Origin of the sequence: Pseudomonas soli, from assembly GCF_021283165.2 — a bacterium.
Classification (GTDB): domain Bacteria; phylum Pseudomonadota; class Gammaproteobacteria; order Pseudomonadales; family Pseudomonadaceae; genus Aquipseudomonas; species Aquipseudomonas soli.
Window position 1 is genome coordinate 2,390,209 of the sequence record NZ_CP128543.1, and the last position, 26,586, is coordinate 2,416,794.

The 26,586-nt window shown below is 61.8% G+C and carries 33 protein-coding genes and 2 pseudogenes; 26 read left to right on the top strand and 9 right to left on the bottom strand.

The genetic code is table 11. The annotated features are described in order from the left end of the window. Window positions 1-12: 12 nt before the first annotated feature. The 22 genes from LU688_RS11210 to LU688_RS27950 all read left to right on the top strand — a co-directional run bounded on the left by LU688_RS11210 (window position 13) and on the right by LU688_RS27950 (window position 15,801). On the top strand, window positions 13-363 hold the full coding sequence (locus LU688_RS11210) for a head decoration protein (protein WP_232888086.1): 351 nt from the start codon (window positions 13-15) through the stop codon (window positions 361-363). Window positions 364-373: 10 nt separating this feature from the next. After that, a complete protein-coding gene (locus LU688_RS11215) occupies window positions 374-1,405 on the top strand; it encodes a major capsid protein (protein WP_232888085.1) in 1,032 nt (343 codons plus the stop codon). 1 nt (window position 1,406) lies between these two features. Continuing rightward, entirely contained in the window at window positions 1,407-1,586 is a 180-nt protein-coding gene (locus LU688_RS11220; protein ID WP_232888084.1) for a hypothetical protein, read from the top strand. A gap of 2 nt (window positions 1,587-1,588) precedes the next feature. Continuing rightward, window positions 1,589-1,909, top strand: a complete 321-nt coding sequence (locus tag LU688_RS11225) for a head-tail joining protein (protein ID WP_232888083.1) — start codon at window positions 1,589-1,591, stop codon at window positions 1,907-1,909. After that, the gene (locus tag LU688_RS11230; protein WP_232888082.1) at window positions 1,906-2,568 is read left to right on the top strand and encodes a hypothetical protein; all 663 of its coding nucleotides are present in this window, start codon (window positions 1,906-1,908) and stop codon (window positions 2,566-2,568) included. Before LU688_RS11225 ends, LU688_RS11230 begins: the two co-directional genes overlap by 4 nt. Beyond that, window positions 2,561-3,076 carry a hypothetical protein gene (locus LU688_RS11235; RefSeq protein WP_232888081.1) on the top strand — a complete coding sequence of 172 codons (516 nt, stop codon included), beginning with the start codon at window positions 2,561-2,563 and terminating at the stop codon, window positions 3,074-3,076. The genes LU688_RS11230 and LU688_RS11235 overlap by 8 nt, the downstream gene beginning before the upstream one ends. Next, window positions 3,073-3,654 (top strand): phage baseplate assembly protein V, encoded by a 582-nt coding sequence (locus tag LU688_RS11240; RefSeq protein ID WP_232888080.1) that lies wholly within the window; start codon window positions 3,073-3,075, stop codon window positions 3,652-3,654. Before LU688_RS11235 ends, LU688_RS11240 begins: the two co-directional genes overlap by 4 nt. A gap of 44 nt (window positions 3,655-3,698) precedes the next feature. Then, window positions 3,699-3,914, top strand: coding sequence for a hypothetical protein (locus tag LU688_RS11245; protein ID WP_232888079.1), 216 nt, complete (start codon window positions 3,699-3,701; stop codon window positions 3,912-3,914). Window positions 3,915-3,916: 2 nt separating this feature from the next. After that, window positions 3,917-4,243: a GPW/gp25 family protein gene (locus LU688_RS11250; RefSeq protein WP_197865800.1), complete on the top strand. Its 327-nt coding sequence runs from the start codon at window positions 3,917-3,919 to the stop codon at window positions 4,241-4,243. After that, a complete protein-coding gene (locus tag LU688_RS11255) occupies window positions 4,240-5,121 on the top strand; it encodes a baseplate assembly protein (RefSeq protein ID WP_232888078.1) in 882 nt (293 codons plus the stop codon). Before LU688_RS11250 ends, LU688_RS11255 begins: the two co-directional genes overlap by 4 nt. Window position 5,122: 1 nt before the next feature. After that, window positions 5,123-5,728 (top strand): phage tail protein I, encoded by a 606-nt coding sequence (locus LU688_RS11260; RefSeq protein ID WP_232888077.1) that lies wholly within the window; start codon window positions 5,123-5,125, stop codon window positions 5,726-5,728. After that, entirely contained in the window at window positions 5,725-7,344 is a 1,620-nt protein-coding gene (locus tag LU688_RS11265) for a phage tail protein (protein WP_232888076.1), read from the top strand. Before LU688_RS11260 ends, LU688_RS11265 begins: the two co-directional genes overlap by 4 nt. Beyond that, window positions 7,344-7,751 (top strand): tail fiber assembly protein, encoded by a 408-nt coding sequence (locus LU688_RS11270; protein WP_232888075.1) that lies wholly within the window; start codon window positions 7,344-7,346, stop codon window positions 7,749-7,751. Before LU688_RS11265 ends, LU688_RS11270 begins: the two co-directional genes overlap by 1 nt. A gap of 74 nt (window positions 7,752-7,825) precedes the next feature. Then, entirely contained in the window at window positions 7,826-8,992 is a 1,167-nt protein-coding gene (locus tag LU688_RS11275; RefSeq protein ID WP_232888074.1) for a phage tail sheath subtilisin-like domain-containing protein, read from the top strand. A 12-nt stretch (window positions 8,993-9,004) separates the two neighbouring features. Further along, window positions 9,005-9,514: a phage major tail tube protein gene (locus LU688_RS11280; protein ID WP_232888073.1), complete on the top strand. Its 510-nt coding sequence runs from the start codon at window positions 9,005-9,007 to the stop codon at window positions 9,512-9,514. A gap of 27 nt (window positions 9,515-9,541) precedes the next feature. After that, window positions 9,542-9,838: a phage tail assembly protein gene (locus LU688_RS11285; protein WP_232888072.1), complete on the top strand. Its 297-nt coding sequence runs from the start codon at window positions 9,542-9,544 to the stop codon at window positions 9,836-9,838. Between the two features lie 131 nt (window positions 9,839-9,969). Beyond that, window positions 9,970-12,576, top strand: coding sequence for a phage tail tape measure protein (locus tag LU688_RS11290; RefSeq protein ID WP_232888071.1), 2,607 nt, complete (start codon window positions 9,970-9,972; stop codon window positions 12,574-12,576). A gap of 9 nt (window positions 12,577-12,585) precedes the next feature. Continuing rightward, entirely contained in the window at window positions 12,586-13,428 is an 843-nt protein-coding gene (locus tag LU688_RS11295; RefSeq protein WP_232888070.1) for a phage tail protein, read from the top strand. Then, window positions 13,403-13,609: a tail protein X gene (locus LU688_RS11300; RefSeq protein WP_186713635.1), complete on the top strand. Its 207-nt coding sequence runs from the start codon at window positions 13,403-13,405 to the stop codon at window positions 13,607-13,609. The genes LU688_RS11295 and LU688_RS11300 overlap by 26 nt, the downstream gene beginning before the upstream one ends. A 57-nt stretch (window positions 13,610-13,666) precedes the next feature. Next, the gene (locus LU688_RS11305; protein WP_232888069.1) at window positions 13,667-14,731 is read left to right on the top strand and encodes a phage late control D family protein; all 1,065 of its coding nucleotides are present in this window, start codon (window positions 13,667-13,669) and stop codon (window positions 14,729-14,731) included. A gap of 23 nt (window positions 14,732-14,754) precedes the next feature. Beyond that, the gene (locus LU688_RS11310; protein ID WP_232888068.1) at window positions 14,755-15,306 is read left to right on the top strand and encodes a glycoside hydrolase family 19 protein; all 552 of its coding nucleotides are present in this window, start codon (window positions 14,755-14,757) and stop codon (window positions 15,304-15,306) included. Between the two features lie 270 nt (window positions 15,307-15,576). Beyond that, window positions 15,577-15,801: a hypothetical protein gene (locus tag LU688_RS27950; protein WP_434784945.1), complete on the top strand. Its 225-nt coding sequence runs from the start codon at window positions 15,577-15,579 to the stop codon at window positions 15,799-15,801. 38 nt (window positions 15,802-15,839) lie between these two features. On the opposite strand, the gene LU688_RS11320 is transcribed toward LU688_RS27950, so the two are convergent. Beyond that, window positions 15,840-16,415 carry a hypothetical protein gene (locus LU688_RS11320; RefSeq protein WP_232888066.1) on the bottom strand — a complete coding sequence of 192 codons (576 nt, stop codon included), beginning with the start codon at window positions 16,413-16,415 and terminating at the stop codon, window positions 15,840-15,842. Between the two features lie 179 nt (window positions 16,416-16,594). Between LU688_RS11320 and LU688_RS11325 the strand changes: the two genes are divergently transcribed. Next, window positions 16,595-17,389, top strand: coding sequence for a DNA adenine methylase (locus LU688_RS11325; protein ID WP_232888065.1), 795 nt, complete (start codon window positions 16,595-16,597; stop codon window positions 17,387-17,389). 611 nt (window positions 17,390-18,000) lie between these two features. Here the strand turns inward: LU688_RS11325 and LU688_RS11330 are convergent. Then, window positions 18,001-18,696, bottom strand: a pseudogene (locus LU688_RS11330) (SOS response-associated peptidase family protein). Between the two features lie 106 nt (window positions 18,697-18,802). On the opposite strand from LU688_RS11330, the gene LU688_RS11335 reads away from it, so the two are divergent. Both LU688_RS11335 and umuC read left to right on the top strand, forming a co-directional pair. Beyond that, entirely contained in the window at window positions 18,803-19,231 is a 429-nt protein-coding gene (locus LU688_RS11335; protein ID WP_050704511.1) for a LexA family protein, read from the top strand. Next, window positions 19,221-20,492, top strand: a complete 1,272-nt coding sequence (gene umuC, locus LU688_RS11340) for a translesion error-prone DNA polymerase V subunit UmuC (RefSeq protein ID WP_232888064.1) — start codon at window positions 19,221-19,223, stop codon at window positions 20,490-20,492. Before LU688_RS11335 ends, umuC begins: the two co-directional genes overlap by 11 nt. A gap of 178 nt (window positions 20,493-20,670) precedes the next feature. Here the strand turns inward: umuC and LU688_RS11345 are convergent, their stop codons facing one another. Then, window positions 20,671-21,009 carry a hypothetical protein gene (locus LU688_RS11345; RefSeq protein WP_232888031.1) on the bottom strand — a complete coding sequence of 113 codons (339 nt, stop codon included), beginning with the start codon at window positions 21,007-21,009 and terminating at the stop codon, window positions 20,671-20,673. A gap of 216 nt (window positions 21,010-21,225) precedes the next feature. Between LU688_RS11345 and LU688_RS11350 the strand changes: the two genes are divergently transcribed. Then, window positions 21,226-21,537, top strand: coding sequence for a hypothetical protein (locus LU688_RS11350; RefSeq protein ID WP_232888030.1), 312 nt, complete (start codon window positions 21,226-21,228; stop codon window positions 21,535-21,537). Between the two features lie 468 nt (window positions 21,538-22,005). On the opposite strand, the gene LU688_RS11355 is transcribed toward LU688_RS11350, so the two are convergent. From LU688_RS11355 to LU688_RS11380, 6 genes and pseudogenes are all read right to left on the bottom strand, one after another. Next, window positions 22,006-22,335 (bottom strand): DHCW motif cupin fold protein, encoded by a 330-nt coding sequence (locus LU688_RS11355; RefSeq protein ID WP_094010418.1) that lies wholly within the window; start codon window positions 22,333-22,335, stop codon window positions 22,006-22,008. A 108-nt stretch (window positions 22,336-22,443) separates the two neighbouring features. Next, complete coding sequence (locus LU688_RS11360) at window positions 22,444-23,259, bottom strand: alpha/beta fold hydrolase (RefSeq protein ID WP_023629164.1); 816 nt, start codon at window positions 23,257-23,259, stop codon at window positions 22,444-22,446. A gap of 97 nt (window positions 23,260-23,356) precedes the next feature. Next, the gene (locus LU688_RS11365) at window positions 23,357-24,313 is read right to left on the bottom strand and encodes a nucleoside-specific channel-forming protein Tsx (RefSeq protein ID WP_094010417.1); all 957 of its coding nucleotides are present in this window, start codon (window positions 24,311-24,313) and stop codon (window positions 23,357-23,359) included. A gap of 531 nt (window positions 24,314-24,844) precedes the next feature. Then, a complete protein-coding gene (locus LU688_RS11370; RefSeq protein WP_102682584.1) occupies window positions 24,845-25,030 on the bottom strand; it encodes a hypothetical protein in 186 nt (61 codons plus the stop codon). A 297-nt stretch (window positions 25,031-25,327) separates the two neighbouring features. Continuing rightward, window positions 25,328-25,468 (bottom strand): annotated as a pseudogene (locus LU688_RS11375) (alpha/beta hydrolase); the annotation flags it as partial. A gap of 116 nt (window positions 25,469-25,584) precedes the next feature. Next, on the bottom strand, window positions 25,585-26,496 hold the full coding sequence (locus tag LU688_RS11380) for a LysR substrate-binding domain-containing protein (RefSeq protein WP_094010416.1): 912 nt from the start codon (window positions 26,494-26,496) through the stop codon (window positions 25,585-25,587). Window positions 26,497-26,586 lie beyond the last annotated feature (90 nt).

Sequence of the window (26,586 nt, forward strand, 5' to 3'; positions counted from 1 at the left end):
TAGGAGGTTCCAATGCCAAACCCTACCTGCAGTTCCTACCTGCCGAGCCAGCTCTCGGCGGGCGACTTCCCCATCGTGATGGATACCGGCCTGATCGCCGCCGGCCAGAAGCTGACCGCTGGCGCGGTGCTGGGCCAGATCACGGCCAGTCATGAGTACGTGCTGTGCAAGGCGGCGGCCGAGGACGGCTCGCAGGCGCCCTGCGCGATCCTCGACCAGGACGTCGACACCACCGACGGTGCCAAGAGCACGCCGATCCGCCTGACCGGCCAGGTGCTGGGCAGCCAACTCACCTTTGGCGAAGGGCTGACCCTCGCTGCCGCAAAGGCCGCTCTGCGTCCTCTCAGCATCTTCATTCGATAACGGAGCTCCAATGGATATCTTTGACACCCTGACCATGATGGAAGCCATCGAGCAGATGCCGACGCCGCGTCGCTTCCTGATGGACACCTTCTTCAATGCCGGCGCCCCCGAGACTTTTGGTACCGAAACGGTGACGATCGACATCGTGAAGGGACAACGCAAAATGGCACCGTTCGTTCACCCCACCCTGCCAGGCAGTGTCTCGCAGCGTGGCGGGATCAGCTCTTCGACCTACAAGCCGCCCTACATTCAGCCAAAGCGCGTTACCCGTGCCGAGCTGATCTTGAAGCGTGGTGCGGGTGAGACCCCGTTCTCGACCCGCACGCCACTTGAGCGTGCAGGCGAGCGGCTCGGCCGGGATTTGCTTGAACTCGACAGCGAGATCACCCGTCGGGAAGAGTGGATGTGCGCCCAAGCGCTGACCACCGGGCGCATTCGTGTTGTCGGCGACGGTGTGGATGACACCATCGACTTCCGCATGGAGGACACGCACAAGGTCACGCTGGCCACCGGTCGCTGGAACACCAGCGACTCCGATCCGATCGCCAACATGCGTCAGTGGCGACGCCTGATCGCCAAGGACTCGGGCCGTTCAGCAAACATAGCGGTGTTGAGCGCTGAGGCTCAAGACGCTTTCCACAGCAACGATACGGTGCTCAAGCAACTGAACAACCGTCGTGTCGACCTCGGCATCATCAAGCCCGAGCTGCTGCCGGATGGGGTGACCTACTTGGGCTACCTCAATGACCCAGGCGTTGATCTCTACGCCTATGACGAGTGGTATCTGGCGGACGGCGAGGACGGCGAGAAGCCCCTGGTACCTGCCGGCGGCTTGATCCTGGGGTCCACCGGGACGCGCAACGCGATGCTCTATGCGGCGATTCAGGATATGGAGGCCATCGAGAGCGGCATGGTCGAAGCGGCCCGCTTCCCCAAAAGCTGGGTCACCCAAGAGCCGAGCCAGCGCTGGCTGAAGGTTCAGGCCGCACCGCTGGCTGGCCTGCTGGAGCCGAACGCTTTCCTCTTCGCCAAGGTGGTGTGACATGGCCGCGAAAATCGAGTACGTGGTCGTCGATGGGTGCTTGCAGGACGGCAACAAGGTGATTTGCTCGGGTGAGGTTTATGCCCCGCCGAGCAAGGAGGTTGCCGAGACTCTGGTGGGCGAAGGCAAGATCGCACGTCGTGGGCAGTTGCCGAAAGACGAGCTGGAAGAAGGTGACTGATTATGTCCTTCCGTGCGGCGATATCGGATATGGACGAATCCCTGCTCGAGGAGTTGGGCGACGAGGTCGAGATCGAGGGCTTCGCTGAGCCGGTGCAAGGGTTCATGTCGGTACCGTGGCAGCAACCACGGGTCGGTACGATCAACACCGGCTTGCGGCAGCCCGTGTTCTCGGTGCGCGTAGCCCAGGCCAATGGCATCAGGGAGGGGCTGCACCTGGTGTGTGATCTCGCCCCGGCAGATGGCGGTGGACGGTACGTCATCGCCAAGCGCGAGCCGGATGGGAGCGGCTGGATCAACTTTGCCCTGCGGGAGGTGAAATGAGCGTTGGCAGCTATTACAAGCAGTCCGGCAGCACAGGCCTGATTACGCTGCAGGCCAACCCCCGGCAGGTCAAGGGGTTCGAGCAGTTCGCCGGGCTGGTGCCCAAGGCTATCGCCGCAGCGGAGCGCAGAGCCATCAACAAGACCCTGCGCTGGCTGCAGGGTCGCGTTGCCCGCTCGGTGGGCCAGCAGGAGCGCATTGCCATCAAGGCCGTGCGGCAGCGCCTGCGGGCCTACAAGGCCGGTAGCAATGGCCAGGGCAAGCTGTGGTTCGGTCTCAATCCGATCGAGGCCAGCCGTGCGGGGCGGCCACGGCAGACCCGTGCGGGTGTCTCTGTGGCAGGGCGCCGCTATCAAGGTGCGTTCTATCGCCAGGTGTACGGCAGCAAGGCCGATATCTGGATCCGCACGGCCAGCAAGCACTTTGACCCCAGCGATTACCCCGACAGCGAGGTCTCCAAGGCAGGTGGGGCCAGCTCAGGCTGGATCGCCGAGAACGACAGTCGCTTCCCCCTGGCCAAGGCCAAGATCTCGCTGGAGGACGTCAGGCCTCACTTCGAGTCATGGACGAACAAGGCCCACCAGCGCCTGCTGGTGGTGATGGAGCAGGAGTTGAACTTCGAGATGGTCAAGCTTACACGGAGGGTCGGAAATGGCTGACGATCCAATCCCCCTAGCCAGGGTGTACGCGGCGATGGAAGAAGCCATCACGCAGGCGATACCGGGTCTGCACTATGTGGGCACGATGCCCGGAATGCTCACCGTCGTTGATGTGCCGGCGGTGGTGATCGAGCTCGCGGGGTTCGACGCTGCAGAGCGTGACCCTGGCACCGGGGAAGTGGCGGTTGAGGCTCGCTTCGAGGCACGGCCCATTGTTGGCGTCGAGGACGAAGATCATCTGCATGTCGTGGCGTTCATCGCTGCGCAGTTGGCCGTGCTGCTACGGCTGCAGACCTGGGGCATTGAAGTCGAGCCCGCACAGTTCGTCCGGGCGGAGCGGGACTGGAGTCGCCCCGAGTTAGACAACATGGCGGTCTGGGTCGTCGAGTGGACGCAGATCATCTACCTCGGCGAGGAGGAGTGGCCCTGGCCAATCCAGCCGCCCGGCTCGCTGGTGCTGAAGGTCGGCCCCGACGCTGAGCCCGCCAGCCCGGAGGATCTGTCATGAGCTACGCATCCGCGATGCACGACCGGATGCTGGCCTGCCTGGTGATCCCCTGCCGAGTGGTCGCCGTCGACCTGGCCGCCGCGATGGTGCGCGTGTCGGACGGCAGCGGCTGGACCAGCGCCTGGGTGCGCTGGCACAGCCAGGCCGCCGGCAAGGCTCGCCACTGGCGGGCGCCAAGCCTGGACGAGCAGGGCGCTCTGATCAGTCCCAGTGGCGAACCTGCCCAGGGCACGTTCGTTCCAGGGCTGTACGGCAACGCCGGCCCGGCGCCGGACAACCGCGACCATGTCGAGGTCTGGCGTTTCGACGACGGTGGCTCCCTGGTCTACGACTGGCAGGCCAAGAGCTACACGATCGAGCTGCCCAGCGGCACGGTTACGGTGAAGGTTGGAGCCTCCCAGGCAGTGCTGACAGACGACGCCATCACGGCCCAGTCCTCGAGCATCACCGCCCAGGCCGACACGATCACGCTGACCGGCGCGGTCACGGTCAACGGAACACTGATGGTCACGGGCGACATCAACGGCGGGGGCAGGATCATCGACACCGCCGGCAACACGGCAAACCACAAACACTGACCACAGCCCGCCTAGTGCGGGCTTTTTCATGCCTGGAGGAAAGCATGGCCAGAACACAGAAAGAGCCTGAAGAGGGCAGCGAAGCGGCGCCGGTACCGCACGGGCCGGTGACCTTCATCGATCAGGAGTACACCCGCCGCAAGTTGATCCTGCCCGACTGGGTGGAGCTTGAGGTGGTGCGGGGCCAGGTCACGATCAGCGGCGAGGACGCGGTGGGCCTGGCCTACATGCGCAACCGGTCCGACTTCAAGGAAGCCTGACCGTGATCGGCATGGATCGTCGAACGGGCCAGTCAGTCTCCGGCCTGGGGCATCTGCGGCAGTCCATCGAGGACATCCTCACTACCACGGTGGGCAGTCGCCGGATGCGTCCTGAGTACGGTTGCCAGTTGCGCCGCTACGTCGACCTGCCGGTGAACGAAGGCTGGAAAAGTGCGGTGCAGGCCGAGGTTGCCCGTGCACTGGGCCGTTGGGAACCGCGGCTGCAGCTGGAGCGGGTGCGGGTGCTTGCGGTCATCGACGGCAAGATCGACCTGCAGTTGACCGGCACGTACCTGGGTGACAGCGCAGTCTTGGAGGTGAGTGCATGAGTGCAGTGGATCTATCGCAGCTCCCGGCGCCGCAGGTGCTGGAGAGCCTTGATTTCGAAGGGGTGTACGGCGAGGAGTTGCAGCGTTTTCGCCAGTATATGGGGGACAAATGGGATGCGCTGCTCGAGAGCGACCCGATCACCAAGCTCCTCGAGCTGGGCGCCTACCGGCGCATGCAGAACCGGGCGCGGGTCAACGACGCGGCCAAGGCCCTGATGCTGGCCTATGCCCGCGGCGCTGACCTGGACCAGCTGGCCGCCAATGTGAACCTGCAGCGGCTGGTGGTGCAGGCCGAGGATCTCAATGCAGTGCCTCCGGTCGAGCGCGTCCTCGAGGTGGACGATGCGCTACGTGAACGCGTGCAGCTGGTCTATGAGGGGCTGACCACCGCAGGCCCTCGCAACAGCTACATCCTGCATGCCCGCAACGCCTCCGGGCGGGTGGCGGACGCGACAGCCGAAAGCCCGGCCCCGGCTGTGGTGGTAGTCACGGTGCTGGACTTGGAGGGCAGAGGCGTGGCCCCGCCGGAGCTGCTTGAGACCGTGAGCGCACACCTGAGCGACGACGACGTGCGCCCGGTGGGCGATCGGCTCACGGTTCAGTCCGCCGAGATCTTGCCGTACCGAGTCGAGGCCGTGCTGTACAAGGCCGGCACAGGACCGGAGAACGAAGCCATCCTGGCGGCATGCAAGGCTCGGCTGCAGGCCTGGGTGAACCCCCGCCGCCGGCTGGGCCTGGAGGTCTCGCGGTCCGGGATCGATGCGCAGTTGCACATCGACGGTGTGAGTCGCGTGGAGCTGGTGGGGTGGACGGACATCCGCCCTACCAAGGAACAGGCGGCGTGGTGCGAGGGGATCGACGTTGCATGGGGTGGCTGACATGAAAAGCCTGCTCCCCGTGAACAGCAGCCAGCTGGAACGCGCCGTCGAGGTCGCCACGGACGAGCTGACCGATATCCCACTGCGGACCCTGTACAACCCTGACACCTGCCCGGCGCACTTGCTGTACCAGTTGGCCTGGGCCTGGTCGGTGGACCGCTGGGACGACACCTGGTCAGAGGCGGTCAAGCGGTCGGTGATCCGCTCCGCGTTCTTCGTGCATGCGCACAAGGGCACGATCGGCGCGCTGCGTCGGGTGGTCGAGCCGCTGGGCTACCTGATCGAAGTTCGCGAGTGGTGGCAAGGCGTCCCCGAAGGCGTGCCAGGCACTTTTGCACTGCAAGTCGGCGTGCTCGATCAGGGTATCACTGAAGAAATGTACGACGAGCTTGTGCGCCTGATCGATGACGCCAAGCCGGTCAGCCGGCAGCTCATTGGCCTTGCCATAGCACTGTCCAGCGCTGGTTACCTGCGCCTCGGCGCGAGCCTGGTCGAAGGCGAAAGCATCGACATTTATCCGCCGGCCTCGCGCGACATTGAGGTCAGCGGCACTTACGGCCATGTCGGCCGTGATCATCAAATCGAATACCTGGACGTTTACTCATGACTGACCAGAACAGCCAGTTTTTCGCGATCCTCACGGCGGTGGGGGAAGCCAAGCAGGCCAACGCGAACGCCCTGGGCGTGCCCTGGACCTTCGCGCAGATGGGGGTAGGGGATGCCAATGGAGGCGACCCGGTGCCCTCGCGTACGCAAACCAAGCTGATCAACGAGCGGCGCCGGGCGGCGCTCAATCAGGTCAAGGTTGACCCAGGCAATGCCAGCATCATCATCGCTGAGCAGGTCATTCCGCCCGACGTCGGCGGCTGGTGGATTCGCGAAATCGGTCTGTACGACGCTGCGGGTGATTTGGTGGCGGTCGCCAACTGCGCGCCGAGCTTCAAGCCCCTGCTTGCACAGGGCACGGGCAAGACCCAGGTAGTGCGGCTGAACATCGTTGTGACCAGCACGGCCAATATTCAGCTCAAGATCGATCCTGCGGTCGTGCTGGCGACACGGGAATACGTCGATACCCGGATTGTCGAAGTTCTGCCCGCAACCCGCCCGGCCGGCACATACACGAAAGTCACGATCAGCGAACGCGGGGTTGTGATTGTGGGCTCCAACCCGACGACGCTCGACGGTTACGGCATCACCGACGCGATCAAGTCCGGTAGTTACGGCCTGGCTGGCAAGACGACTGCGGTGTCAGAAATCGACAACGTTGCACTGCCTGGTGGCTTTCATGCCTACACGTCGGGCGCGACGACGCTTGCTAACTATGTGTCGGTGCTGCACTTCCCTTACACCGTGGAGACCCAAGCTGCGCAGCTGGGCTTCAAGTTCGCAGGCGCAGAGCCGCAGATTTTCGTTCGTTCGACCAAGGGGCCTAGCGAGTGGGGGAGTACGCGCGAGCTGTGGCACTCCGGCAACTTCACGCCAACCAGCAAGGCCGACAAGGCGACGACCCTGGCCGGCTACGGAATTGCGGACGCCTACACCAAGACCCAGGTCGACGCTGCGCTGAACGGCAAGGCCTCCACCGCCACGACGCTCAGCGGCTACGGCATCACCGACGCCTACACCAAGACCCAGGCCGATACCGCGCTAAACGGAAAGGCCGCCAAAGCCACGACGCTCGGCGGCTATGGGATCACCGATGCCTACACCAAGTCCCAGGTTGACACTGCCCTCGGCGATCCATGGGCGTTCCAGCCCATCGGGGTTCCGATCCCCGTGTTCGACGGCGCAAGCGGCGGGCTGGCGCCACCCAAGGGCAAGGCCTATCGCTACATCCGCCTGACAGCTGCTGACTCCTACAACGACAGCCTGCTGACCGGAGAAGTTGTTTCCGGGTCAGCGCCTCTGCTCGATGCCTACGCGATCGTCAACTTGCCCGGCAGTTTGCTGCACAACTCGGTCGTCAGGCTGATCAACACAGAGAGGCGCTTCTTGCGCGCCGGGTCTGTCGGCACAGTCGAGGCCGACCAACTGCAAGGCTTCACGTTACCCGCAGGTACTGGAAACGGCTCCGGTGGTGCGGCGTTCGACATCTGGGTCAATGGCGCGGTGAACGCAACCAAGACGCCGGTCGTGACTGACGGTGTTAACGGTACGCCGCGGATCGGCAATGAAACCCGACCGAAAAACGTCGGGGTCACTTACTACATGAGAATTTACTGATGCCATATGCGGCCAATGGCGGGGTTTCTTCCGACCCGTTACCGGACTCGATCCAGATCACTACCGAGCAATATCGAGAAGCGATTGCCGGAATGTGCGACGGGCTCACCGTGTCAATCAAGGACGGCGCACTGTCGCTGGTGTCCTCGGCCGCGCCTGAAGAGCTGCCGCCGACCGATGACGAACTACGCGTTGCCGCGTTGGCTCGGCGTGATCAGTTGTTGGCTGTGGCGGCTCTTCGTATTGCACCGTTGCAAGACGCTGCGGACCTGGGGGCTCCGACCGAGGCTGAGGCCGAGGCGCTGGTTGCATGGAAGCAATACCGGGTCGACTTGAACCGCATTGAGCAACAAGACGGCTATCCCGTCGCGATTGCCTGGCCGTCCATACCTGACGGCTCTGCATAGCGCCCCCTGCGCGTTTCCCACCTGTTTGCTAACTGGCCTCGCATTCGCGGGGCCTTTTCATTTCTGGAGAGTGTATGAGCGGTTTCTTTCACGGCGTTACCGTAACGAACGTCGACACCGGTGCGCGCAACATTGCGCTGCCGTCGTCCTCGATCATCGGCCTGGTAGACACCTTCACCGAAGGTCCAGGCGCCACGGCCAAGGCCAATGACCTGGTGCTGATCACCAGCGAGCGCGAGGCGGTGTCAGCGTTCGGCGAGGGCGCGGCGATTACCAAGGCCTGCCGTGCCGTCTACACCCGCGCCAAGGCGGTCATCCTCGCGTGCGGCGTGGCCAAGGTCGAGGACGCCGCAGAGCAGACTTCGGCGATCATCGGCGGGACCAAGGCGGGCGGTCAGCGCACCGGCCTGCAGGCCCTGCTCGACGGCAAGAGCCGGTTCAACGCACAGCCACGGCTGCTGATCGCGCCCAAGCACAGCGCCACCCAGGCCGTCGGTACCGCCCTGGTGGCGCTGGCCGACAAGCTGCGCGGTATCGCCATCCTCGACGGACCGAATACCACCGACGAAGCGGCTACGGCCTATGCCGGCGAGTTCGGCGCCAAGCGCGCGTTCCTGGTCGATCCCGGCGTGCAGTACTGGGACACCGACGCAAGCACGACGGTGAATGCCCCCAGCTCGGCCTGGGTCGCCGGCCTGTTCGCCTGGACCGACCGCGAGTACGGCTTCTGGGCCTCGCCGTCGAACAAAGAGTTCGTCGGCATCACCGGCACCTCGCGACCGATCGAGTTCCTCGACGGCGACGAGACCTGCCGCGCCAACCTGCTGAACAACGCCAACATCGCCACGATCATCCGCGACGACGGCTACCGACTGTGGGGCAACCGCACGCTGTCCAGCGATCCGAAGTGGGCCTTCGTCACCCGCGTGCGGACCATGGACATCGTCATGGACGCGATCCTCTACGGCCATAAGTGGGCCGTCGACCGCTCGATCACGGCCACCTATGTCAAGGACGTGACCGAGGGCCTGCAGGCGTTCATGCGCGACCTGAAGAACCAGGGCGCGATCATCAACTTCGAGGTGTTCGCCGACCCCGAGCTGAACACCGCGAGCCAGCTGGAGCAGGGCAAGGTGTATTGGAACATCCGCTTCACCGATGTCCCGCCTGCCGAAAACCCTAACTTCCGTGTCGAGGTCACCAACCAGTGGCTGACCGAAGTCCTCGACGCCAACGCATAAGGAGCGAACCCCATGGCGATGATTCCCGAAACCCTGGCCAACCTGAACCTGTTCGTTGACGGCGTCAGCTTCCAGGGCGACGTGCCCAGCCTGACCCTGCCCAAGCTCACCCTGAAGATGGAAGAGCACCGCCCGGGCGGCATGGATATGCCGATCGAGATGGAGCAGGGCATGGAGAAGCAAGAAGCCGCCTTCACCACCACTGGCATTCGCCGGGAGGCGCTGAAGTTCTTCGGCCTGGCCGACGGCACCGCCTTCAACGGCACCTTCCGCGGCGCCTTCAAGGGCCTCAAGGGCAAGATCACCCCGGTGATCGTCACCCTGCGCGGCGCGCTGAAGGAGGTCGACATGGGCGACTGGAAGCCGGGCGACAAGGCCGAGATCAAGCACAACGTCGCCGTCACCTACTACAAGCTCGAAGTCGATGGCCGCCTGATCTACGAGATCGATGCGCTGGGCATGAAGCGCGTGATCGATGGCGTCGACCAGCTCGCCCAGCAACGCCAGGCCCTGGGCCTCTAACGCATTCTCAGACAAGGACAACACCCCATGAGCAAGAAAATCCCCGCTTACCTGCAGGTTGATGCCGACCGCGTCATCGTCACCTTGAGCAAGCCCGCCGAGTGCAATGGCGTGCAGGTGGACAAGCTGAGCTTGCGGGCGCCGACGGTGCGCGACATTCGTGCTGCACAGCAGCTCACCAACGGTAATGACGAGCAACGTGAACTGAACCTGTTCGCTTCGCTCGCTGAGGTCGGTGTGAAGGACCTGGAAGGCCTGACCCTGAAGGACTACACCCGCCTGCAGGCCGGCTATTTTCGCTTGGTGCAAGACGACGAACTTTGACCCGCTATCCCAGAAGCGGCTGGCCAAGCAGCTGGCGAAGGAGCTGGGTTTTTCGGCGGTCGAGATTTCGGCGATGTCGTGGATGGACATCGTCTGGTGGCTCACGGATTGAGCCTGCAGGAGGGTAGCGCATGGCAAAGCTGGCGATCGCGCTGGAAATCGGTGGGGCCGTTGCTGCGTCGCTTGGTTCGGCATTCGGCACTGCCAAGGGTCATATCAAAAAGCTCGAGGAGAGCGGCAGCCGCGCAAAGGTGTTGAAGAACACCATCGGCGAGACGATCAAGCTCCGGGAGGAATGGAAGAAGGCGCACGACAGCGGCTCGGCCGCAGCCTCCGGGTTGCTGCGGCGCCTCGATGGCAATCTCGCTGCGCTGAAGAAACAGGGCGTCGAGGTCGGCCGGCTGTCCAAGGAATACCAGCGACTCGGGCGCGAGGCAAAAGCTGCAGATCTGCAGCACAAAGGTCGGCAGCAGATCGATGCGGGTAAGTCGTCGCTCAAGTCCAACATCGGTGCCACGGTGGTCGGCGCCGGTCTGGCTGCGATCCCGACGAAGATCAGTGCGGATTATCAAGCGATCATCCGGGACATTGCGATCAAGTCGGATATCGCTAACAAGCCGCAAGAAACTTTGCTGAGCCAGTCGGTGCGCAGTGCTGCACGTGATAGCGGTATGACGCGCAACGATGTCGCGGATCTGGTGAACCAATTGGTCGGCGCCGGCATGGAGGTGGACAAGGCGCAGGCCTATGCACCTGTGGCCGCCAAGTTCGCCGTCGGTCAAGGCGCCTCGGGCGTCGACACGGCGTCGATGATCATGGCGTTGCAGCAGAACGCCAAGATCACCGACCCCAAGGTCATGCAGCAGGCGTTGGAGGCCATCGCGTACCAAGGCCAGGCGGGCAGCTTCGAAGCGTCCGACATGGCCAAGTGGTTCCCGCAGCTGCTGGCTGGCATGGAGAAGAGCGGCGTCACCGGGCTGGATGCGGTCACTTCGCTGGGCTCGATGCTGCAGGTGCAGATGAAGACCGCTGGCAGCGCCGATGAGGCGGCGAACAACTTCAAGAACTGGATTGAGAAGATCGGCGCCGGTGATATCCAGAAGAACTATGCAAAGGCCGGGATTGACTACCAGAAGTCGCTGAACACCGGGCTGCAAAAGGGCATGAACGTCATTGAGGCGTCCATGGGCCTGGCCATGCAGTACGTCGAGAAGACCGACCCGAAGAAGGCCCAGGCGATGAAGGACGCCCAGGCCAACATCGATAAGGAGGCTAACCCGGAGAAGGTCAAGGCGTCGCTCGAGGCGCTGGAAAGAAGCCTGCGCACCGGTGATGTGTTCGCCGACATGCAAGTCAAGGCGGCACTCACGGCCTATGCGCAGAACCGGGGGCTGTACAACACCCTCAAGGCCGATTCGGCTGATGCGAAAAAGGTAGGGGGCATCCTCGACAAGAACCTGGCCGAGCGTCGGGAAACGTCCAAGCAACAGTGGAGCGAGCTGGGCCAGGCCGTGGACGACTCGATGCGCAGCATTGGCGATGCGATCCGCCCGGCCACTGATCTGCTGGCGACAGGGCTGACCAAGACTGCTCATGGCATCACCTATCTGTCGGACAAGCTGCCTGGGTTGGTAATAGGCATTTCGGGCGTTGCTGCGGCGGTCATGGCGTTCCTCACGGCCCGCAGCGCGCTCAGGATCGGGCGTGGGGTGTTCAACCTCGCACGTGGCCGCAGGATGGGGCGTGGCGCCGGTGGCGAGGGGGAGATGCCGGAGACGGGCAATCCGGTGGTCGACGCAGGCCTCGGCGCGCTAGGCAAGGTGTTTGGTGCGGGTGCTGCGAACGATGATCGTGGTGGCCTCACGAGCGAGCCGCAGCGTGTGTTTGTCGTCAACGCCAAGGACCTCGGCGGGTTTGGCTCATCGGCCGGCGTGGGTGAGCCGGGTAGTCGACGGCGCCGCCGGCAGCGCAGGGGCCGGGGTGGGCCTACGCCGCGTCGATCTGCTCCTACGGGGGCTATCGGCCGAGTCGCTCGAGCAGGCGCTGCGACAGGTGTGGCGGCCGCAGGTGCTGCGACGGCTGCAGCCGAGGTCGGGCGCATAGGCCGGATGATGGGCGCAGTCGGCAAGGTGTCGAAGGTGGTCGGCAGGCTCCCAGGCGGGAAGGTGCTCGATGCGGGCATGACCGTGGTCGAGACGGCCATGAACGCGAAAACCCAGGACGAGAAGGCCGAGGGCTACGGCAGTGCGGCGGGTGGGTTAGCCGGCGCGCTGGCGGGCGGTGCTGCAGGTGCGGCGCTCGGTTCTGTTGTGCCGGTGTTGGGCACGGCGATTGGTGGTGCCATCGGCGCTGCGATCGGCGGCCTCGGCGGTGAAGGCCTGGGCGGCTGGCTGGGCAAGAAGCTGTTCGGCGAGGACGAGCAGGTGGCGAAGGCCGACAAGGACAAAGCCGCGCCAGGGGATGTCGCGCGATCGATCGCCGCCGCAGCGCCCGCTCCCACGGCGCCCGTCGTGGCCCAGGCGCTCGAGCAGGCCAAGCCGAAAGCAGACCCGCCCAAGGTCGACCAGCAGTTCTCCTACATGCCCAACATGCCGATCACGGTTCAGGGTGACGTCAAGGATCCGCAGCAGGTGTTCCGCTCGCTCGAGGGGATGATCCGCAATAGCTGGGAAACCTGGTCACGGGAAAGCCTGGCGCGCCAGGCCGCTGGTCAGCTCTTCGATCAACCTCACGTTTAAGGAGGTGCCATGGCCTACATGGCGTCCATGCAATCGACGCTGTCGTCGTTGATTGCGGCGGGGGAGGCTGGCCGTACCAGCCTCGACGGTATGCTCGGCCCGCTGACCGGTGCTGTCGGTGACATGACCGGAGCCGCTTCGGAGCTTGAGGGGCTGCCAGTCCTTGGCCCGGCCCTCGGCCAGAAGCTGCAGCGCACGATGCGAGCCATCAACGCGGCCCAGTCCTCGGTGGGGCAGGTCGCATCAACCTATAGCCAGGTGGTTAGCGGAGCGGCAGCGGTGCAAGACCGCATCGGCTCCCTGAAGGAGCAGGCCGGCAGGGCCTCGGCGGCGATCAGCCGCATCGCTGGGCAGGCAAGCCCTACGCTGGCCAACATCCTGCCGACCAGTGCGCTCGCGCCGCTGGCCACGCCGGCAGCTGATGCCATCAAGCCTTTCCCGCACCTGCTGATTCTGCAGCCGCTCGATGCCAAGCAGCAGCCGTACTACTTCAACTTGGATACTGCGGCTTTCGACGAACTGCGCCGCCAGACGTCGGCGCGCTGGGCCGGCCAAGAGCGCCTGACGCGAACCATTGCGCAGCAGGCGGTCGGGCAGGGCGAGGACAAGATCACGCTCAAGGGGGTGATCTTCACCAGCAGGGGCGGGATCAAGCAGCTGGATGCGCTGCGCACGATCGTCCGCCGGCTGCAGCCGGTCAGCCTGGTGACCGGTTACGGCGACGTGCTGGGCACCTGGTGTTTGACCAGCCTGGACGAAGAGCAAGGCGCGCTGCTGGCCGGCGGCATTCCGCGCAAGCAGGGTTTCTCACTGGAGTTCGTGAGTTATGGCAATGACATGCAGAACGTCTGACGGGGATCTGCTGGACACGCTGTGCTACCAGCATTACGGGCACCTCAACGGCACCGTCGAGCTGGTGCTGCAGGAGAACCCTGGGTTGGCGGATGAGCCGCAGCCCTACCGCGCCGGGGTGATCATCGTGCTCCCCGAGCTGGCAGCGCCGTCGATCGAGACCATCGAGCTGTGGGGATGACCCACCGCCACACACCGAGCCCCGCCCAGTGCGGGGCTCTTTCATTCTGGAGGGGCTATGCAACCCACTTTCCGCATCGTCGCTGATGGCAGGGACATCACGACGCTGATCAACGACCGGTTGATCCTACTGAGAACCACCGACAAGCCCGGCATGGACTCCGACGAGTTCGAGCTGCGAATTGATGACCGCGACGCCGCGGTGGCGCTGCCCGCCCGAGGCGCCCGGATCGAGGTCCACCTGGGCTACGTTGGCCAGCCGTTGGCTCGCTTGGGCCGATACACCGTCGACGAGATCGAGGTCTCGGCGCCGCCCCGCACCATGGTGATCCGTGGCAAGGCCAGCGACATGCGCGGCACCGGCAAGACCACACGCAGTGGCAGTTGGGAAGGCGTGCCCCTGTCTCAGATCGTCCGCGACATCGCCGCGCGCAATGGCTGGACGCCGGTCTGCCCAGTGCAGACGAAGGTTGATCGCGTCGACCAGCGCAACGAATCCGACTTCAACTTCATCACCCGCCTGGCCAAGCAGTACGACTGCACGGCGAAGGTGGCCGACGGCAAGCTGCTGGTCATGCCCCGCGAAGCCAGCCTGAGTGCCAGCGGCAAAGCCTTTGGCACGGTCACCATCACTCCGGCGGACGTGAGTCGGTGGCAGTTCCGACTTGGCGATCGCAACGCGCAGGCGGCGGTGAAGACAACGCACCAGGACAAGAACACTGGAGCGCTGGCCGTCATCGAGCTGAGCAACGAGGACGCACCTACCGGCCTGCCAGGCGTGCACACCGATCGACACATCTACCCGAACAAGTCGGCCGCCCAGCAGGCGGCCAAAGCCAAGCTCGCGGCATTCAACCGCAGCACGGCCGGCGTGCGCCTGCAGATGGCTGGGCGAACTGATCTCTTCGCTGAGCGGGTAATCAACGCCCAGGGCTTCAAGGATGGGCTGGATGGGCAGTACCTGGTCGACAGCGTTGAGCAGACGTTCGATGCCTCGGGCTGGTCCACCGCGGTGGAGTGCAACGGCGGGAAGAAGGGCAAGGCCAAGGCCAAGGCCAAAGGCAAGGGCAAGAAATCGAAATCCGACAAGCCACTGAAGGTGGTCGCAGTCAACCCGGCCTGAGCGGCCATAACAGGAGATTTAAGATGACAGTCACTCTCAAGCAGCTGCAGCAGATCCTTCCCAACGCCGGCACTCAAGCCGGCGTTTTTCTTCCTGTCTTGAACGCGGCGATGGTGAAGTGGGGGATCGTCACTCCCTTTCGCAAGCGTGCTTGGCTCGCCCAGGTCGGCCACGAATCTGGCCAGCTGCGTTACGTCCGCGAGCTGGGCAGCGATCAGTACCTGAGCAGGTACGACACCGGCAAGCTCGCCGCCCGCCTGGGCAACACGCCCGAGGCCGACGGTGACGGCCAGAAGTACCGCGGCCGAGGCCTGATTCAGATCACTGGCCACGACAACTACAAGTGCTGCGGCGAGGCCCTGGGCCTGAACCTGCTGGCCCACCCGGAACTCCTCGAGCGCCCCGAGCATGCTGCTGACTCGGCCGGGTGGTTCTGGCACCAGGCGGGCCTTAACTCGCTGGCCGACAAGGGGCCGTCGGCGTTCGAAGCCATCACGCGCCGCATTAACGGCGGCCTGAATGGCCTGGAGGATCGCTTGGCGATCTACAGGCGCGCCGAGCAGGTGCTGATCTGATGTCGCTCGGTGCGCGATGGGTGCTGCTGTCCCTTGTGTTCGGCGCTGCCGTGGGGGCGCGCCTAGCCTGGGCGTGGCAGGCCGATGAGCTCGAGACACAGGCGGCGGGGTATGAGCGGCAGCTCGCGGAGAAGGACTTGGCGCACAGCCGAGAGCGAGAGGCTGCTGTCGGCGCTGCCCTCGATCAGTTGCAGATCCAGCAGGCGGCCAGGAGAGCTCTGGAAGACCGCCTGCAGCTGCAGGACAAAACACACTGGAAGGAGATGAACGATGCCCAACAAGCTCAGGCTCGCCTGCGCGACCGGCTTGCTACTGCTGACTTGCGGTTGTCAGTCCTGGTCGACGCCGGAACCGTTGCCGCCCAGGGTTGTGACGGTGGGGTGCGAGCGCCCGCCAGCACCGGAGGCGTGGTGGCTGGAGCGCTACGCACCCAACTTGACCCAGCGCATGCTCGACGAATTATCGGCATCACAGATGAAGGCGATAGAGGAATAATACGTTTGCGAGCATGCCAAGATTATGTGCGGGCGATACTATCTCGCTAGGGATATAAAAGAGTGGTATGAATTGTAAATACCGTAGGCGAAAAGCGCCAAGGACGCTGCACCTGCAGTGATTGCTATGTATCGAAATAAGTCTGCAAATCGCTCGTGCCACTTTCCGTCGGTATCGTAAAGTGATTGGGATATGTACGTTGTTCCGGATGAAATGCCCGAGCAAAGTGCGGCAACTACGAAGATCGTCAGGGATAAAGCAAATTCTGGAATTTTGCTTTGGTTAGATTCTGATAATTTTCCAATAAATGCCAGAAGTGCTACTGCGGCACCTCCGTTTAGGAGTAAAGTTGTTTTTATCGCGTTTTGCCCGCTCGCGATAATTGATTTAAATGACTCAAGGCTGGCAGAGTTATTGTGCTTTTCAATTTCAATATTTTTCTGGAGGTCTGCCTTGAATCGCTCGATTTGAATAGCATCGGATTCGGCCGGGTTTGATTGAATGAAATGATCTAATGCTGAGGTTAGGGTCTCGCACTGAATAGATTCTTGCCCTTTCTCTGAAAGCTCCTGGATCTCAGCTCTAAGTTTCGCTGCAAAATCTCTCGCGCTCATAATCCAAATCCATTTTTTAAAAGTTGAAAAAGGGGCGAGCCGGCTGGATGCGCCAACATCCAGCCAGACCCGCCAAACCCGCAGACCCTTCCTGCAAGTCCAGCCGCGGCCCCTGCCTTGTGCACAAAGCGTGGCGAGCCTATCACCTGTTTATCCATACAGTAAAGACTTGCTAAACTATGACCTCTCCTATCATCCCCTGGATGGGCGGCAAACGCCGCCTGGCCGACCGCTTGATCCCCCTCTTTCCCCCTCATGAATGCTATGTCGAAGTCTTCGCTGGCGGTGCCGCGTTGTACTTCATGCGTCCCCAAGCCGCTCCGGTGGAGGTGCTCAACGACCTCAACGGCGACCTGGTGACGCTGTACCGGGTGGTGCAGAACCACCTCGAGGAGTTCGTTCGCCAGTTCAAGTGGGCGCTCAGCTCGCGCCAGATCTTCGAGTGGCAGAAGATGACCCGCCCCGAGACGCTAACCGACATCCAGCGTGCAGCCCGTTTCTTCTACCTGCAGCAGCACGCCTTCGGCGGCAAGGTCACCGGGCAGACGTTCGGTACCGCCACCACCGGGCCGGCCATCAACCTGCTGCGCATCGAGGAGAACCTCTCGGCCGCATGGCAGCGCCTGGCCGGCACCTACGTCGAAAACCTGTCCTGGCACGATTGTGCCGAGCGCTATGATCGAGCGCACACGTTCTTCTACATGGACCCGCCTTACTGGCAGACCGCCGGCTACGGCGTCGACTTCCCGTTCAAGGAGTACGAGCGCATGGCTGACTTCATGCGGAGCTGCAAGGGCAGGGTGATGGTTAGCATCAACGACCACCCGGAAATCCGGCGGGCGTTCGAAGGCTTCCACTTTGAATACCTGGACATCCGCTACAGCAACACCAACCAGCGGCAGGGAAAGGCCGATGTTACTGGTGAGCTGGTGATCATGAATTGGCAGCCCGAAGGGCTCGGGCAGTTGTTCTAAGCAACAAGCATTTGCGCAAGTCTGACCAGCTCAATCGCCAACACTAATACAAGTTGTGCAACAACAATCAGGCTCATAATAAACTCCAGGTTAAGCGAGTCCGCCCAACGCTGCTGTGAGCGCTGGGTGTGACTTGCGGTTGATCTGAGAGGGTGAATTTAAACTGCAAAAAATAGGTGCTGTCAACTGGGCGGTAGAAATAATTGCCAGTCGCGCAGCAGTCACTGCTGAGGCTGGAAGGCCCGTGCTGCTTAGCGTTTATGTGTTTTTACGTTTTTGCGCAAAAGCGTTTTTGTTCATTTGAATATGCGGTGAATGTTGGTTTGTTGCGATGTCGATTTGTTGTTTTCACGAATTCGTGAATTCTTTAATTGTTGAATTCGTTAAATCAATAATTCGTTATGCTAAGCATTTTGTTCGTGTTGATTCCTCTGGTCCCTACGACGAAGCTTTCTGTTTCGGTGCGCCGGTGCATTCCGTTTTCAATTCTGTTTTGAATGATTAGTTCGGGTGGTTATGAGTTTGATAGGATCGTTATTCGAATGCTGCATGCGACCACAAATTTCACGCCCACCTGACCTCTAGAGATACGGGGATAGCGGTGGGGCGGCTCATCCGTCAGTTATAGCCCGTACCAGATCTTCACCCTGATTACGCACATTCCCTACCTGCTTACTGACCGCGTGCCACTTGAAGACGCCTGCTGGTCGGCAACCTGAGGTGACGATTTCTGCAGTGCGTTTGATCGAGGTGTCTGGGTTGATCCATTCACGAGCTAACTCAGGGCTCAGCACCAGGGGCTTGCGGTCGTGTATATCGACGAGGCCTTGGTCAGCTGCTGCGGTGATGATCACAAAGCCATTGCGCTCGTCTGGCTCGAGCCCCGGGTGGACTTCAGCCAGCGCCGCGAAGAACAGCGGGGCCTCGTCCGCAGCCTGGATGTAGTAAGGCTGCTTGCGCTTCGGGTCCGCAGGATCGGGTATCCACTCGAACCAGCCATTGGCCGGCGCCAAGGCTCGGCCATTCGGCCAAAGCGATTTGAAGAACTTCCCCGTCATCACCGTCTCGGCCCGCGCATTGATCGGGTCGGGCCGCTTCCCCTTCGCCCAGAATGGCGACCACCCCCATTTCACTCAATCGACGCTCAACCCTCCAGGCACTGGCCTTATCAGCTCTACACGGGTAGAAGGCGCCACGTTGTACCGGTTGATCCGCTCATGGTCGTACCCGTTGATGACCACCAGATCGAGAGCCAACTGCCGCAGGTAGTCGTCCATGCTCTCGTAGATCGAGTACCTCCCGCACATAACCACCTCGCTCGTTTGTCGGCTGCCTTGCGTCCGCGCATTGACGTCAGAATGGGCTGACAGTTTACTGTATGAATATACAGCCATTCATTTGAGTTGATCTGCCATGACCATCACCTTCCTGGGCGCGCCGACGGGCGGCCCTGCGCTGCTGCCGGTGTATTCGTTCCGTGTGCCGGCCGGGTTCCCTTCGCCGGCGGCGGATCACCTGGAGCGCCATATCTCCCTCGACGAGCTGTTCGACCTGCGTGCCCCGCATGTGTACCTGGTGCAGGTGGAGGGCGACAGCATGCAGGGCGCCGGGATCTTCTCGGGCGACCTTCTTATCGTAGACCGCAGCAAAGAGGCCGAGCACGGCGACATCGTCATCGCTGCGATCAACGCCGAGCCCGTGTGCAAGCGCCTGTACCGGCGCGACGGCGTGCTGATTCTGCAATCGGAGAATCCCGCCTACCCGCCGCGGCACGTCATGGAAGGCGACGACCTGGTAATCTGGGGTGTGGTTCGCTACAGCGTGCGCGACCATGCCCAGTGACCAGGTGTTCGCGCTGATCGACTGCAACTCGTTCTACGCGAGCTGCGAGCGCGTGTTCCGGCCGGATCTGGCCAAAACGCCCATCGTGGTGCTGAGCAACAACGACGGCTGTGTGATCGCCAGGTCATACGACGCCAAGCCGTACGTGAAGATGGGCGAGCCCTATTTCCAGGCCAAGGAGAAGCTGCGGCGGCATGGCATCGTGGCGTTCTCGTCCAACTATGCGCTGTATGGCGACATGAGCGAGCGGGTCATGTCGCTGATTGAGTCGATGGTGCCGGCGGCTGAGGTCTATTCGATCGATGAATGCTTCGCTGACCTGACTGGCGTGCAGGGAAGCCTGACCCAGTTCGGCCGGGAGGTGCGCGCCAAGGTGCTGCGCTGTACTGGCATCCCCGTCGGTGTAGGGATCGCCCGCACCAAGACTCTGGCAAAGCTCGCCAATCACACCGCGAAGCGCCTGCAGGCGCATACGGGTGGGGTGGTCGATATCACCGAAGACTTCAAGCGCGACTGGGTGCTGCGCAACACGGAGGTGAAAGAGGTGTGGGGCATTGGCCGGCGAATGACGGCGCACCTCGAGGCAATGGGCATCCACACGGCTATGGACCTGGCGAAGGCAGACCCGCGGATGCTGCGCGACAAGTTCAGCGTGGTGGTGGAAAAGACCGCCCGCGAGCTCGCCGGCACACCCTGCCTCGAGCTGGATGAAGCAGACCCGCCGAAGCAGGAGATCTGCTGCAGTCGGATGTTTGGCAAGCGGCTGACGGAGCTGGCGCCGATCAAGCAGGCGGTGGCCACCTACACGGCGCGAGCGGCGGAGAAGCTGCGTGCCCAGGGATCGGTATGCAAGCGCATGCGTGTCAGCATTCGTACCGGGATGTTCAATCCAGATGAAGCTAAGTATGCCAAGGGCGCCTTGGTCGAACTGCCATATCCAACCAATGACACGCTGCTGCTCACCAGGGCCGCCACCGAAGCGGCAGCGCAGGTCTACCGCTCGGGTTTCCGCTATAGCAAGGCCGAGGTTCTGCTAATGGATCTGCGTCAGCCGGGGGAGTTCAGCGATGATCTGTTCGCCGTGACGCAGCCGGCAGCTTGCGATCGGTTGATGTCGATGCTGGACGAAATCAACGGCAAGTACGGTCGAGGGACGATGCGTACGGCCAGCGTCCCCGACACCCCTGACTGGGGGATGCGGCGTGAGATGATGAGTCGTTCGTACACCACGCGGATCGATCAGCTATGGCGAGTCCGGTAGGAAGGCAGTCCAGATCATGGGGCAAAAAGGGGGCAAACTGAGCGCCATTCCATGCCCCTCTATGCCATTTGAACTATTCACCGGCAGGTAGAGAAAAGCGCCCAAGCCCTTTGCGTATGGGGCTTGGGCGCATTTTCTCGTCAATACTCCAGCACAATCGGGGTGTGCAGGTCGTAGCTTACTCAGCCTCTATACGCTCCCACTGACGCTTGTACTCATTGGATTCATCGTCGCACGATTCGCAGATGAAACCATCACCATAGCTTTCTCTGGTGAGGGCTTCAGCGAGGGATTCACCTTCAAGTTGTACTTCACAGCCGTTGTGGTATCCGCCTGGATCCGTAACTCCTTCGCACTCGCGCGCGAGGAATTTACTAAGGACCGCTTTTTGCGGTTGTGAAAGGCTGTCGAAGCCGTGGCTCATAGCCCGCTTGGCGATGCCTTCAGCCTTGGTGTTGTCCTGATCAAGGTGTCCGTACTCAAGCAGTTTCTCTAATGCCTTCTCTTCATCGGCCATCAATTCGTCCTCGAATTCCATATGAAGGGATGAAGATAGCACTAGGCCACTTACCCAGGCCAAAGAAATTAGGGGTATTCGGAAAGGGTTGTTGATAGGGCGGTGGGAGTGCCAGTAGTTCTCAATTAAGGGTTTGTGTTGATGCGAGCCTTGAATCGGAGCGGCTCGCCCCCATCTCACACAGGCTGTATCCCGACAATCTGTGAGGAAATACCCATGTTTGGAAAAATCGAAGGCCAGCGCCTGAACCTGGCAAAAATGCATATTGCCAATTACTGCATTGCTCTAGAGAGCCAAGCTGGCGGCTTGGATCTGAATCATGTCGTCACCAACATCAACATGGATTTCAAGCTGGTTCCGCCGGCAGAGACCAGCGCCTTGGTCGCTGACGTGCAGTATTTCTACGACTGCCTTACCAATCAGCAGGTGTCGGCAATCGATCGCGGCAGCTACTGGAAGTGGAAGACCATGACCAAGGTTGAGGCCATGGCTGAACTGACGAAAGAGCTGAACGCACTGATGGCGTGATTCTCAGGCTGGTGGGTCACCCCACCAGCAATTCACCGCAGCCCTTGGATGGCGCGGATGAGATTGGGAAATCTGTTCCGCAACCAGTCTGGTGGTCCTCGTGGCATGCGGCCTCCAGCGGCGGTGTAGGCACGCACATGCGGAAATGAAAATAGCGTAAGCTAATGATTTATAAGAAAAAATCTAAAGACTTGAAAACCGTCGATGGGCAACTATCCTAGAGTTCGAATCTCTACGCTTCCGCCATTTTTGAAGCCCTGACAATGTCAGGGCTTTTTGCGTTTCTGGGGGGGATTGTCCAGGAGGACGTTCTTGGAGGGACGAGCAGTTAAGGACCCGGAATCCAAGAATTTCACAGTTGATCCTCAGGTTTTCATCACCACCCAGCCTGATTGCATTCTGCAAATGATTTTGTCGTTAGCACCGTTGCGCGCCAGCTCCACCCGCTGTGCAATCAGAGCCATCTGTTTAATCCACAATGAAGAGCTTGGCTCCGATAGTCGTCGATGACCGGTGCGCCTCCGCATTGTCGCCCACCTGATAGCTCATGCCCGGCTGCAGGGTGAAAGTCCGACCATCCTCCAGCTCAGTGTCCAGTCGACCTTCCAGGCAAAACAGAATATGCCCCTTCCGGCACCAATGATCGGCCACATATCCAGGGGTGTACTCAACCCATCGAACCCGAACCTCCCCAAACAGACAGGTACGCCAATACGCCGTACCGTTCTCGCCCGGATAAGCGACGGGATCGATCTTTGACCAGTCCGTGGTGCCAAACGGGATTGCTGTCAGGTCCATGACAACCTCGTAGAAACAGTGAGGCCTGAACCGTACCGATGAAGTCGCTCTGCCGATAGGCACAGACCGCTGGGAATTTGAACATACAGACAGCCCAGCGAACCTGTCTCAGAGGCCAATCTGCTTCAAAACCGCCGCCACAATCGCTTCCGGCCTGTCTTCTTGCATCAGATGGCCTGAGTTCTCCACTCGGACGCAGGGCTGTTGGGAGATAAGCCCAGCAAGACGCTCCCCTTGGGAATAGGGAATCCAGGCGTCCTCCGAGCCCCAAAGCACCGACACGGGGCAATCCAGCTTCCCGTAAAGCGGTTCAATTTCCTCGGTATAGACCTGATCCATCTGTGCGATCTGTCGGTAAAAGGCCGCCTGGCCAATCGGCCCCAGCCATGGTGCGCTGTAAACCTGCAGGGCTTCGTCACTGAGGGGATTGGCCGCAGAGGTTTGCAGATAGGCGGCCAGTAGCGCGCGGTGCATGTAGTCGGGCATCCCGGAAAAGGCGGCCTCATATTGACGGACATGCTGAACAAAAGGAGAGCCCCAGGGTGCCAGGGCTACGGCATCAAAAATGGTGAGGGATGCATAGCGCAGACCGTTCAGGTAGTACGCGCGCAGCGCTGTAGCGCCGCCAAAATCATGGGCCAGGACGTCGGGGCGCTCGATGCCCCACTCCTCGAAAAGCGCAGTCATGACGTTGTTCTGAATCGCCAGTGAAACGTCCTGGCCCTCCCGCATTTCAGACAGGCCATAGCCAACCAGGTCGAAGTAATACACGGTTCTGCGGTCAGTGAGGTGCGGTATGACGCGCCTCCAGACCTGCGAAGAGAAAGGGGTGCCATGGATGGCGACCAGCGGCGCGCCTGTGCCTATTTTTCCCCATCTGACGGTGTTGCCTTCGATGCTCGATGTGTAGGGTAAATCCAACATGGCTCACCTCATCTAGTCAAAGATTCTACAACGCCCGTGCAAATCCACTGCTCGGCATCGCTCCGTGTAGCAGGGTAGGCCTCCATGGCCCAAGTAATCAGAACTGGTAACCAACCCCGGCGTAATACCCCCAACCATCGGACCGACCGCGGAAATCGCCGTCGCCGAAATTCAGCTGGCTGCCGTCCTGCCAGTTGCCGCCATTGTGGAAATGACGGCCCACCAGGGTGAAGCGCAGGTGAGTGAAGGCGTACAGCAACACGTTGGTGGATACCGTGGCATTGGCCGTGCGGTTGGGGTTGTCCTTGTGCAGGTCCGAGCCGAAATCGAAGTTGGTGAAACCGATATAGGTCAGCGAGGCGCCGTTGTCGAACTTGCCAAGGGGCACGATGTACTTGAGCTGGGCCCGGTAACCGTCCCACGAATACTCGTTGCTGGCGCCATAGTTTTCCCACTGGTAGCGGCCGTAGAAGTTGGCCGACAGGTTGACCCGCGAATGGGTGTCGATGTCGGTGCCCAGGCCGCTGAAGAGGGTATTGGCACGGTTGGCGCTGTTGCTGCCGTGGTCGTAGATCCAGTCGAAGGCTAGGTACCACTCCTTGAACGGGCCGACGGCCAGGCTGCGTCCGGCCAGGTAGTCGATGGAGATCCGCGGCTCATGCTCCATGAACAACGGTGAGCCGTGGTCCCACGCGCCTTTGTCATGGCTGTTGCCGATGTCGAGGATCTTCGGGATGTCGATGTAGCCGTACAGCTCGAACGGCCCCCTGCGGCCGAAGTACTCGTATTCGAGGTAGATATCATCGACCGGGCGGGGGCCGAAACTGATGTCCTTGGTGCCGATCAGGGTGAAGTTCTGGTTGTACCAGTCCGACAGATAGGGGCCCGATTTGGCAGGCGCGGCGGCCGGGCTCAAGGTCTCGCCCTGGGCCGACTCGCTTGCGGGATTGTCTTGGGCCTGGGTGGTGACGCTGAGTAGTCCCGTAACAGCGCCCAGTAGCAGTTTGGCAGGCAGGGAGAAGTGGGCGGTTGCGGGTAAAGACGGTCGGTGCATTGAAAATCCTTGTTCATGCAGTGGTAAGCCCCTGGAGGCTGCGATGTGGCGAAAGCTGCAGCGATTGTTCGCTCAAAGGTTTGGAGCAAACGTTTGCATAGTCTGTACCAAATCACCCGAGGTCTTTGAAATAACAAGCCGATTCGGCGCTTGAGCTGATCATTGAGATAGAAAAACGCCCCGAAATCAGGCATGGCGCGTGCGCATGAACGCATGGAGGGGTCTGATCGTTCTGTGTTGCAACAACCCGTTCGATTGAAACAATCCAGCAAAAAATGCTTTCTGGCATGACCGCCGCCCTCGGGAGGCATGTGTGCCCAGGGAACAGAGGAGCAGGCCGAGGCCGCGCCCTCCGCTGAACCGCGGCGAAGCGGGCTTCAGCTAAGCCATGAGGGCGACGTACCGTGGAACTTGAACGTTGGTCTGCGAGCGCCTTCGGCAATGCCGGCTGGCTGTTGACCCTGCTTCGGGGCTGAGCGATGGGGAGCCCGGAGCACACCGCATACCCATCGCCATTTGCCGGGTATCACTTCACTGCAACGTCTCGGGCTTCCTCCCCTGGGAAGCCTCCTTCAATCCCTGTTCCATCCGCCCGATCACCTGCGCCAGTATCGCCGCTCTTTCCAGCTCTCCTGACGCCTTCATTCGGGCATGATCTCTTCGCAGGTTCAACAGGCATTTTTGCAGTCCAAGTGCCGAGCTGTCGTAGTTGTCCATGCTGTACTCGTTGGTCGTGGGCATCCGTGCCGTTGTAAGTGAGGCTCGACGGTATCAGCTCAATTCTCCCGCCAATACTGATTATTCATACACAGGCTCACAATCCCGTAGAAACGTCCTACGGAGACGAAAGAGGCGTCTTACAAGATGGTTTGGGTGACTGTTTCGGGATGCTTCCGCGCATTTTGCGGCAGGCCCCGAAATACAAGGCCTGCCGCGCAAAAGACCGGTTGTAGCGATAATGCGAGCATCCCGGCACCCGACACGCGCTACTGAAACGATATGTTGCAATTACCCCTATAGATGGTCCGCATCCACCACCGCCTTGACGAACGCCTCAGGCGCTTCCTGCGGCAGGTTGTGGCCGATCCCGCCGCTCACCAGGCGATAGGCGTACTTGCCGGTGAAGCGCTTGGCATAGGCGTCGGCCGGAGGGTGTCGCTGGCGAAGCTATGTCTGAAAGGATCTTTCTAAAAAACTCCCTTCAAGACAGTTGCTCCCACTCCGACCGCGCCGCCCTCAGGCCAAGTGCCGTCGCGTGGGGCGATACAGGCTCAGTCTTGCTTGTTCGCTTGCATCTGCAACCACTGCACCACCTGCTCGGCGGCCGAGCCTGCCAGCGGTGCATGGCTGGCCAGCAAGTGGAAGCCAGCGTCGCTGTGCAATTCATGGCCTTCCAGGGCCAGCACCAAGGTCCCGGCCTTGAGCGCGTTCTCCACCAGCAGGCGGGGCACCAGGGCGATGCCCATGCCTTGCTCGGCGGCCTCGATGGCGAGGATGGTCTGCGAGAACACCGGACCGTTGAAGCGTGCGCCGGGCAACGCGTAGTGATCGAACCAGCGCTTCCAGTTGTTGTGGCTGTCGGAGATCAGCGGGTGGTGCGCAAGATCCGCGGCTTGCCGCCAAGGGTGCGCGCCGCGCAACCCCGGCGCGCACACTGGCACCGCCACGCCGGGCAGCAGGGGCAGGGCGTAGGCTTCGACGAAGGGCGGCGCCCCCCAGCGCACGGCCAGGTCCACCGCACCCTTGCCGCTCAGGGGGCGGGTACTGTCGGAGGCGTCGATCATCAGGGCCACCTGCGGATGCGCCTCGGCCAGGCGCCCCAGGCGTGGGATCAGCCAGCGGCTGGCGAAGGCGGGGGTGGTGCTGAGCAGGACCTGCTGCGGATCGCGCTGGTTGTCCCGCTCCAGCAGTTCGCCGGTGGCGTCCTCGATGATCTCCAGGGCCAGGCGCACGCGGGCCAGGTAGTCGGCGCCGTCCCGGTTGGGCCGCAGGCCGCGGGGCAGGCGCTCGAACAAGGGGCGGCCGAGCTTGTCTTCCAGGGTGCGCACCTGCTGGGCGACCGCGCCCGGCGTGACATGCAGCTCGTCGGCGGCAGCGCGGAAGCTGCCCAGGCGGGCGGCGGCCTCGAAGGCCACCAGGTGATTGACGATGGCGGGGGCGTTGCGTCGCTTGGGCGCGCTCATCCAGTAGATTTCCTGCAGGCTGCTGCCAGTATTCGTGATTGGTGCGTTGAGCCGGATTCTGGCTTCATGGGCCCACTTGATCAACTCCCG